4 protein-coding genes are annotated in these 9,675 nt (G+C 64.4%); 1 reads left to right on the plus strand and 3 read right to left on the minus strand.

Annotated elements, in window-relative coordinates; genetic code table 11:
• Positions 1-8: 8 nt before the first annotated feature.
• Positions 9-6,083, plus strand: a complete 6,075-nt coding sequence (locus ACSFA8_RS18195; RefSeq protein WP_435480881.1) for a hybrid sensor histidine kinase/response regulator — start codon at positions 9-11, stop codon at positions 6,081-6,083.
• Between the two features lie 248 nt (positions 6,084-6,331).
• Here ACSFA8_RS18195 and ACSFA8_RS18200 read toward each other — a convergent pair whose 3' ends face one another.
• The 3 genes from ACSFA8_RS18200 to ACSFA8_RS18210 form a co-directional block, all read right to left on the minus strand.
• Positions 6,332-8,470 carry a hypothetical protein gene (locus ACSFA8_RS18200; protein WP_435480882.1) on the minus strand — a complete coding sequence of 713 codons (2,139 nt, stop codon included), beginning with the start codon at positions 8,468-8,470 and terminating at the stop codon, positions 6,332-6,334.
• A gap of 43 nt (positions 8,471-8,513) precedes the next feature.
• Positions 8,514-9,191, minus strand: a complete 678-nt coding sequence (locus tag ACSFA8_RS18205) for a hypothetical protein (RefSeq protein WP_435480883.1) — start codon at positions 9,189-9,191, stop codon at positions 8,514-8,516.
• A 100-nt stretch (positions 9,192-9,291) separates the two neighbouring features.
• Entirely contained in the window at positions 9,292-9,612 is a 321-nt protein-coding gene (locus ACSFA8_RS18210; protein WP_435480884.1) for a response regulator transcription factor, read from the minus strand.
• Between the last annotated feature and the right edge of the window lie 63 nt (positions 9,613-9,675).

The following is a 9,675-nucleotide window of genomic DNA, read 5'->3' on the forward strand; positions in this document are numbered from 1 at the left end:
CCCAGACCGTGCCGATCCTTCCCCCCGCCCCCGCCGCCCGCAACGCGCCGGCTACCGAAGACCTGGGGCCTTTGGCCTGGGTGCTCGAAGAGATTCAGAAGTCTGTCGACGCCACCAGCAAGTCGTTGCGGCGTTTTGCCCGCGAGTCCGCTGCTGCGCCGGAGGCCGACATCGGGCCGCTGCGCATCGCGCGCCAGCAACTGCACCAGGCCGTCGGGGCGCTGCAGATGGTCGGCCAGACCGCGCCCGCGCTCGTGCTCGGCGCCATGGAATTCGCCATCCAGGGCTTCGTGCAGGAGCCGACGCGCTGCACCGAGGCCGCGGTGCAGAAAATGGACCGCGCCGGTTTTGCGGTTTCCGATTTCCTGAATGCGCTGCTGACCGGCAAGGTCATATCCCCGGTCGCGCTTTTCCCCCAGTACCGCGACGTGCTGGAACTGGTCGGCAATGAACGGGTGCATCCAGCCGATCTGTGGAACAAGCCGTGGCGCTGGGTCGAAATCGTTCTGCCCAGCACCAAGCCCGCGTTGGTGTACGACCCGGCCGTGCGTTCGCGCATCGACCGCGAAGTGCTCAAGGTCGTCAAGAGCGGCGACGACGAGGCGGCGCGCCGCCTGCAGGAAATCTGCATTGGCCTGGCGCGCGGCGCCTCGACCATGCGCGTCAGCAGTTTCTGGGCGGTGGCCGGGGCCTTCTTTGAAGCGCTCGGCCTTGGCCTGGTGCCGGCCGACGTCTACGTCAAGCGCGCCGCATCGCGCATGCTGCTGCAGTACGCAACGCTCGCGCGCGGCGACAACACCGTGTCGGATCGGCTCGCACAGGATCTGTTGTTCTTCTGTGCCCAGGCCGTGCCCGGCTCGCGCGACCAAGCCAAGACGCTGCGCGCGGTGCGCGTGGCGTGGAGTCTTGCGGACGAGCGGCCGGTCGACTACGCCAGCGAGCAGTTCGGCCGCTTCGATCCGGTGGTGCTGACCCAGGCGCGCAAGCGCATCGAGGCCGCCAAGGAAATGTGGTCGGCGCTTTCGGGCGGCGATCTCGGCCGCTTGCGGCAGGTGGTCGACACCTTTGCGCAACTCAGCGAATCGTTGCAGAAGCTGCATCCGCCGAGCCTGCCGATGGCGCAGGCGCTCACCAATGCGGTCGACGCGTCGCTCAGGTCCGGCCAGCCGCCGGCCACCGAACTCGCGATGGAAGTCGCCACCTCGGTGCTGTACCTCGAGGCTGCCTTTGAAGATCTTGATCCGCAGGATCGTCAACTCACGGCGCGCACGGTTCAGTTGGCGGGCCGCATCGAGCGGGCGCGCGAAGGCGGCCGTTCGGAGCCGCTCGAACCTTGGATGGAGGAGCTGTACCGCCGCGTGAGCGACCGCCAGACCATGGGAACCGTGGTCGGCGAACTGCGCAGCCATCTGGGCGAGCTCGAGAAGTCGCTCGACCAGTTCTTTCGTCGCCCCTCCGAAAAGGGGTTGCTGCGCACCGTGCCGACCCAGTTGATGCAGATGCGCGGTGTGTTTTCGGTGCTCGGCCTCGACCAGGCCGCGCAAACCGTGCAGCGCATGCGCGACAACGTCGATCAGCTGTTGGCCGACGTTGCGCCGGCCGACGAATCACGCGTCTTCGATTCGCTTGGCAACAATCTGGGGGCACTCGGTTTCCTGATCGATATGCTCGGCTACCAGCCAGCGCTGGCCAAGCGCCTGTTCGTGTTCGACGAGGCCGCGGGCGAGCTCAAGCCGCTGATGGGCCGGCAAGGCACCGACGCCGCAGCGCCGGTTGCTCCCGCCGTGGCATCGACCTCGACCGCCGCACCCGCCGGCGCCGACACCGTGCTCAGCGTCGAGGAGGTCGACGCCCAGATTGCCGCGCGCCTCGCCGCGCTCGCCGCACCGCCGCGTAAGAAGGTGTCGCCCATTGAGGAGTTCAGCCGCGCTGCCGACGGCTGGACGTCCAAGATCACCGGCCCCGCGCCGCTCGACGGCCTGCCTGACACCGAGGTCACCGAGCTCGAAGAAGAAGACCTGCAGAACATCTTCCTCGACGAGGCCCGTGAAGTGCTGCACGGTGGCCTGGCCGCCGTGGCGCTGCTCCGGCGCGACGGAACCGACATTGGCGCATTGACGGTGCTGCGCCGCGCATTCCATACGCTCAAGGGCAGCTCGCGCATGGTCGGGCTCATGGACTTCGGCGAAGCAGCCTGGTCGTTCGAGCAGGTGCTCAATACCTGGCTGGCCGACCAGCGGCCCGCTACGCCTGAACTGCTGCACGCCACCGACAACGCGATGCGCGACTTTGCGAACTGGGTCGAAGCCATCGCTGCGGGCCAGCCGCATGCATGGCAGGTCGAACCCTTCCGCAGGGTGGCCGAGGCGCTGCGCAATGGCGAACCAATGGCCGTCGCCGCGCCCGTCGCCAATGCGGGCACCCTCGCTGCCGCTGCGCGCCGCATCGCCGACGAGCCCGCGGCGCCAGCGCCGGCGCCGGCGGTTGTCGAGCCCGTTGCCGAGCCGCAAATGCCGCAAGCACCGCAGATGTTGGATCTGCCGGATCTGCCGGACCTGGATTTCCCGTCCACGGCCTTCGAGCCGCCATCGTTCGACGCGCCGGCGCCGTCTGCACAGTCGGCAGCGCGCCGGGCAGAAGAGCACGGGGACTTCGACGAACACTTTGCATCCACCGATTTCCTCGATTTCGACGAGCCACCCCTGCTGCGCGAGGCAGAAGCCGATCCGCTGGCCGGCGCCGAGAGCCTCGACTTTCTGCTGGACACCCACCCCGCGTTGGAAGCATCCGCGACGGCCCTGCCGCCGGCGTTCGGCGGTGAAATGCCCGCCCCGCTGCTGAAGGAAGCGGCCGAGCCTGAATCGCCGACGGAAGAACCGGTTGCCGAGGCACCGGTGCCGGTTGCGCCGGAAGCCGCTGCACCGGCGCCGGAAACCGAGCCAGAGCCCGAGCCGGCGGTTGCGGCCACCGAAGCAGAAACCGAGTCCTCGGCCGCTCCGGGTGCCGACGACCAGATCAAGGTGATCGGGCCGCTGCGCATCGGCATTGCGCTCTACAACGTCTATCTGAACGAGGCGGACGAATGGTCGCGTCAACTCGCGAACGAGGTCGGCGAATGGGCGCTCGAATCGCATCTGCCCATGCCCGATTCAACCGTCGGGTTGGCCCACTCGCTCGCCGGCAGTTCGGCCACGGTCGGTTTCCAGAGCATGTCGGGCATGGCGCGCCTGCTCGAAGCCGCGCTGCAGCATCTGCACATGCAAGGCAGTGGCACGCCCGAGCAGGGCGCGGTGCTGGTCGCTGCAACCAACGAGTTGCGCCGGCTGTTGCACCAGTTTGCGGCCGGTTTCCTGAAAGAGCCCGCACCCGAAACGCTGGAGGCGCTGCGCGACGTGGCGGCCGCACCGATGCCGGCCGAAGCGCGCGAGCCGTCGGTCGCCGACGCTGTTGTCGAACATGTCGAAGTTGCCGCGCCCGTTGAGCCCGTTGAGCCCGTTGAGCCCGTTGAGCCCGTTCAGCCCGTTGAACCCGTTGTGGTCGCGGCGCCCGTCGAGTCTCAGCCGAAGGCCGAAGTGCCCCACCTCGCCGAAGTCCGCGACGTGGTGTCGATGCCTGTCATCGCCACCGAGCCTGCGGTCTACGACGACAGCGAGGACGAGATCGACCTGGCCGATGCGGTCGACGCCGACCTGTTTCCGATCTTCGAGGAAGAGGCGGCCGAACTGCTGCCGCAGCTCGGCACCGCGCTGCGCGACTGGCAGGAACAGCCGGGAAGTGCCGCGCCGCGCGCGTCCACGCTGCGCACGCTGCACACGCTCAAGGGCAGTGCCCGTCTGGCCGGCGCCATGCGGCTGGGCGAACGTGCGCACCGCATGGAATCCGAGATCGAGTTGCTGGGTTCCGAGGGCGTCGAGCGCGCCGCGATCGAGCACCTGCTGGCACGCTTCGACGTGCTGCAAGCGACCTTCGATGGCCTGCGTGCCGCCGATGATGCGACCCAGGCCGAGATCGCACAGCGCGCACTCGAAGCAGCTGCCATGGCCAAACGCAAGGCGGCCGAAACGCCTGCGCCTGCGGTTGTCGCCCTGGTCAACACCGAGCCGGCCAACGAGCCGATCCATGCGAAGGCGGCTGACCTTGCCGCGCGAGCCGACAAGCCCGCGCTGCCGACGCCCACCGTGCTCGCACCCCTGCGCCAGTCATCGAGCCATGCGGTGCGCATTCGCACCCACCTGCTCGACCGCCTGGTGGCCCAGGCCGGCGAAGTCATCATCACGCGCTCGCGGCTCGAAGCCGAGATCGGCCAACTGCGCAGTTCGCTGTCGGATCTGACCGGCAACCTCGACCGTCTGCGCCAGCAACTGCGCGACATCGAAGTGCAGGCCGAAAGCCAGATGCAGTCGCGACTGGCCCAGGCCAAGGATTCGCAGCAGGGCTTCGACCCGCTCGAGTTCGACCGCTTCACCCGCGTGCAGGAACTCACCCGCATGATGGCCGAGTCGGTCAACGACGTGGCGACCGTGCAGCGCACGCTGCAACGCACGGTGCAGGCCACGGAAGACGACCTCAGCGCCCAGGCGCGCCAGACCCGCGAACTCCAGCGCGGCCTGCTGCGAACGCGCATGGTCGAGTTCGAGGACTTGTCCGACCGCCTCTACCGCGTGGTGCGGCAAGCCTCGAAGGACACCGGCAAACAGGTGCGCCTGGACATCACCGGCGGCCGGATCGAGATGGACCGCGGCGTACTGGACCGCATGACGCCTGCGTTCGAGCATCTGCTGCGCAACTGCGTTGCGCACGGCATCGAATCGGCGGCCCTGCGCGAGAAGGCCGGCAAGGATCCGAGCGGCCTCATCAACATCGAGCTGCACCACGAAGGCAACGACGTGTCGGTGAGCTTCCGCGACGACGGCGGCGGACTCGACTACCCGCGCATCACCGAACGCGCACTGGCCCTCGGCCTGATCGCGCCGGGCCGGCAACCCACGCCCGCGGAAGCGGCCGAGTTCATCTTCCAGCCCGGCTTTTCGACCGCGACCCAGGTCTCCGAACTGGCCGGGCGCGGCATCGGCATGGACGTGGTGCGCTCAGAGGTGGCCGCGCTCGGCGGCCGCATCGAAACCCGTTCATCGGCGGTAGAGGGCACCACCTTCAAGCTGGTGCTGCCGCTGACCACCGCGGTGACGCACGTGGTGATGCTGCGCGCAGGGAATGTCTCGATCGGCGTGCCGTCGAGTCTGGTCGAGCTGGTGCAGCGTACCGCCGCATCGGATCTCGAATCGGCTTACGTCAACCAAAGCTTTCCGTTCGGCGGCGAGCAGGTGCCATTCTTCTGGGCCGGTGCCTTGCTGCAGGCGAGCGCGCGCAGTGAGCGCAGTTCCAGCAAGACCAACGTGGTGGTGGTCGTGCGCAGCGCGGCCCAACGCGTGGCGCTGCACGTGGACGAAGTGCTGGGCAACCAGGAAGTGGTGGTCAAGAACCTCGGCCCGCAACTCGCACGGCTGCCCGGCATGGCCGGCATCTCGGTGTTGGCATCCGGTGCTGTCGCGCTGATCTACAACCCGGTGGCATTGGCCGCAGTGCATGGCGACCAGGCGCGCAGCCTGCAGGGCACGGCGGCCCCCGGCTCGGCGCCTCGCGCGGATGCCCAGGTCAACCTGCCCGTGGAGGTCGAATCGCAAGCGCCACCGGTGGTGCCACTGGTGCTGGTGGTGGACGACTCGATCACGGTGCGGCGTGTGACGCAGCGTCTGCTGCAGCGCGAAGGCTACCGTGTGTCGCTCGCGGCCGACGGCCTGCAGGCGCTCGAACGCCTGCAGCAGGAGCGTCCGGCGGTGGTGTTGTCCGACATCGAAATGCCCCGCATGGATGGCTTCGACCTGGCACGGAACATCCGCGCCGATGCGTCGCTGGTCGGCCTGCCGATCATCATGATCACCTCGCGCATTGCCGAGAAGCACCGCGAGCATGCCAAGCAGCTGGGCGTGAACCACTACCTCGGCAAGCCCTATTCGGAAGAGGAACTGCTGCGGCTGGTGCGCAGCTTCACCGAAGAGACGGCGGCGTTCGCTGCGGCGGCCTGATCCTCGGGGTCTGATTCAGGCGGATGAGGCCAGGCTGCAGCGCCGGGCCGCAGGCGCGGCGCAAGAATGGCTAGCACATCATCCGATGTGGGAGCAGCCAGCCGTGACCAGGGCTCGTGCCATCCTCCACCGCCGCGGCGTCCGCCAGAAACTGTGGCGTCGGCGCATGGCCTGCAATGAGCGAATTGGCCGGCGCCTGAACCATCGCATCGGGCATCCATCCGCGCGTGCCCAGAGCCGCTTCCAGCTTAGGTACCGTGGTACACCCCCCAAGGAGTCTCGATCGTCCAACTGGGACCATTGCCATCGGGATCCGAGTAGATGGCGGGCAAATAAGGAAGCGCTGCTGGAAACTGACCGAATGATGGCGGCCCGCTTGCGTACCCGTTGGCACCAATGACACCGCCCGCAACAGGGAAGATCAAACCGTCGTAACCATCCTTTGTCCACCCCACAAAATGCGATCTGCCGGCGGCACTGTAGGTGGTGATTCCATGTTCGCCAAAATGACCGTTGTAGTCATGGTCAATCACAAGGCGGGAGCCGTCATCGTTGTACGTGGTTGAATACTCTGCGCGGCCATTGGCCCCAAAATGCGACTCCATACGCGACCAACGCTGCGAGCCGTTTTGGTCGTAGTCGTATGTGTTGCGACTGCCATCGTCCAGGAACATGGTCGCGTAATCCTCGCGTCCCGCCGCATCGTAGTGGGACACCACGCGGTTCCAGCCTTGCGAGCCGTCTTGGTCATAGTCGTACCAATCGCGGCTGCCATCGTCGAGGGTGATGTTCGCCCAGTCTTCACGGCCTGCGGCATCGAGGTGGTTTGACCAAGTGCTGTCGCCCCTGACGTTCGTCTGATCGTAGTCGTACCAAGTACGTCCGCCACCGTCCAGGAACACGGTGGCGTTGTCCGCACGGCCCTGGGCATCGAAAGCGTGGTGGACACTGCTCCAGGGATTGGCGCCAGTCTCGTCAAGATCGACCTCCAAGCGTGTTCCGCTGTCGTGGAAGATCGTGAAATTTCCCTCGCGGCCCTGGGAATCGAAAGCGTGATGGACACTACTCCAGGGGTTCGCGCCAGTCTCGTCAAGATCGACCTCCAAGCGTGTGCCGCTGTCGTTGAAGATGGTGAAATTTCCCTCGCGGCCCTGGGAATCGAAAGCGTGATGGACACTACTCCAGGGGTTCGCGCCAGTCTCGTCAAGATCGACCTCTAAGCGTGTGCCGCTGTCGTGGAAGATCGTGAAATTTCCCTCACGGCCCTGGGAATCGAAAGCGTGGTGGACATTACTCCAGGGATTGGCGCCAGTCTCGTCAAGATCGACCTCCAAGCGTGTTCCGCTGTCGTGGAAGATCGTGAAATTTCCCTCGCGGCCCTGGGAATCGAAAGCGTGGTGAACGCTGTTCCAGTTCTGGTTGCCCAGTTCGTCGATATCGACTTCGAGCCTTGTGCCGTTATCGTAGAACGCGGTGTAGTTCCCTTCGCGACCTTGGGCGTCGTAGGCGTGGTGAATTTGGTTGAAGGCCTGGCTGCCGTCTTGATCGTTGTCTACAAGCAATCTGGTGCCGTTGTCATAGCGCGTATCAACCGAATCGATCCGGCCTTGCGCGTCGTAGATGGTGGTGCGCGAGTTGTAGTCGGCGTTGTTATGGGCTCCGTCGGTTTGTGTGACTTGCAAGACTCGGCCTTCAGCGGTCACTTGGATGCGTTCGCTGTCGCCCTCTTGTGCGCCGATCTGTGCGATTTCTTGGGTGTAGGTGCCATCTGCATTCCAATGCAAATCGGAAGTGTTCTGGTCTTGGGTGCCAGAACCACCGGCTGGGGGAACGAACATTTCGGGGTGCGCCTGCTTGTATTCGTAGGCGGGTGTGCCGGGCGTGTGCAGTGGATCGCGCAAGACGTCGGACTGGCTGCGCCGCCCGTCCATGTCCGTGACCCACAACGCGCTACGCTCATCTGCAGGAATCAGATTGATGGGAAGAACTGCAGAGGCGTTGCCGGGATTTGGCACATTTCCCGCCTGCAGAATGGCCTTTACGAACGTCGTGCAGTTTTCACCACCCAACGTGGCAATGCCGTCGTATGTGTGATTTGCATCGCGCCACGTCGAAACCGCCCCTACCATCGCGTCATATTGCGCCGTGCTGGTGGCGATTGTCTTGCTCCAACCCACATCGTCCATATATCCAGCCGCGCTGTTATTCGGGTCGCCTCGCGTGTGGGTTGTCAAGCCTTGACCAACCGTTCCTGCTCCGTGTGCAGAACCTGCAGAGGCCGGTGCAAAACCGTAGTACTGAGACACCCCATTCCCATCATCAAGCCTGATGAAAGTATGCGGCGTGCCGACGTTGTCCACAAAAATCGTGACGCTTGGTTGACCCATGATGTGCTCCCTATGCTGCTGTGTGACAAAAACGATGCAACGATCATTCGATCGACTTGGAACCGAAAAATGGTCGATTCACAAGGATGTGCGGTTGGAGGAAATCAAGCTCCTTGGCATCGCGGAGTACCGTTACCCGCAATCGGTAAAAGCCCGATTGTTGATTAGAGAAACCAGACAATGTGCTCGTGATCGCGTTGGCGGCGTACGTTCCCCCGTTGTCCGCTCGGAGATTGTCAAATGCGTATTGCACGGCCACGGAGCTGTTCTCTCGCAGCAGTTCCCACTTGACGCTGAAGCCCGGAGTGAAGTTTTCACAGGTTTTCAGACGAATTGGTTTACTGGGGTTATCTGTCCAGCACGTGTTGGAAGCACCTGCCAATCTTTGCTGGGTTGTCAGTGGCTCATCGTTCCTGACGAACCCAAGTGCCACAGCCCATCGTTCCTCTGGACCTGCAATGGGGAAAGGCTGCGTTACATAGCTGAAACCGGCTCGCAATTGGATGGGCTCGGCCAAAAGTGCTGCAGGGAAATGCTTCGCGATCGGAACCGAATTGCCGTGAGTGGGCAGCACGTTTGGCGGAACGACGCCACAACCAACAAGTGCTGCACTACCTACGGCCAATGCCGCGGCCAGCATCATGGCGCGCACGAAATGGGCTGATGCTCGACTTCTTGTGGCACTGAGCTGTTTTGTGGTGTTTCCGTAAAGCGAAATCATGATTTTCCTTCCTGCTCGGCTTGCCGCCGCGTCGTTCGCACCAAGCGATGGCTGATCCTCGTTGAGGCGAGCCGTCGCGCAAATAGGACAAACGTCCCGGCTACTTGAAAAGCGCTATCAACTGTGTTCGCTTGTGCACACCGAGCCGCGCATAGATGTCGGCGAGTTGATTGCGAACGGTTTTCTCGGCCAAACCAAGTGCCCGGGCAATCGTCTTGTCATCAATGCCGGTGGCGAGATGGCGCACTATGGCCTTCTGACGCGGGGTCAACGTTTCGAAGGTCGCTGGCGGCTGCTGGTGCGCGTTGGCGAAATGCGCGAGAAACAAATCGTTGAGAACCGGAGCCATGAGCCGCAGGGCCTCTAGGGAAGGTCTGAACAGGTCGCCAATTGGCGCGCGATGAAGCCCAATGGCGTGCATGGTGATGAATCGCGCCGCCAGATTCCCCGAATCGATGATGTCTGCCCCTCATCCAACGCCCTC

The organism is Variovorax nitratireducens, from assembly GCF_051216545.1.
Classification (GTDB): domain Bacteria; phylum Pseudomonadota; class Gammaproteobacteria; order Burkholderiales; family Burkholderiaceae_C; genus Variovorax.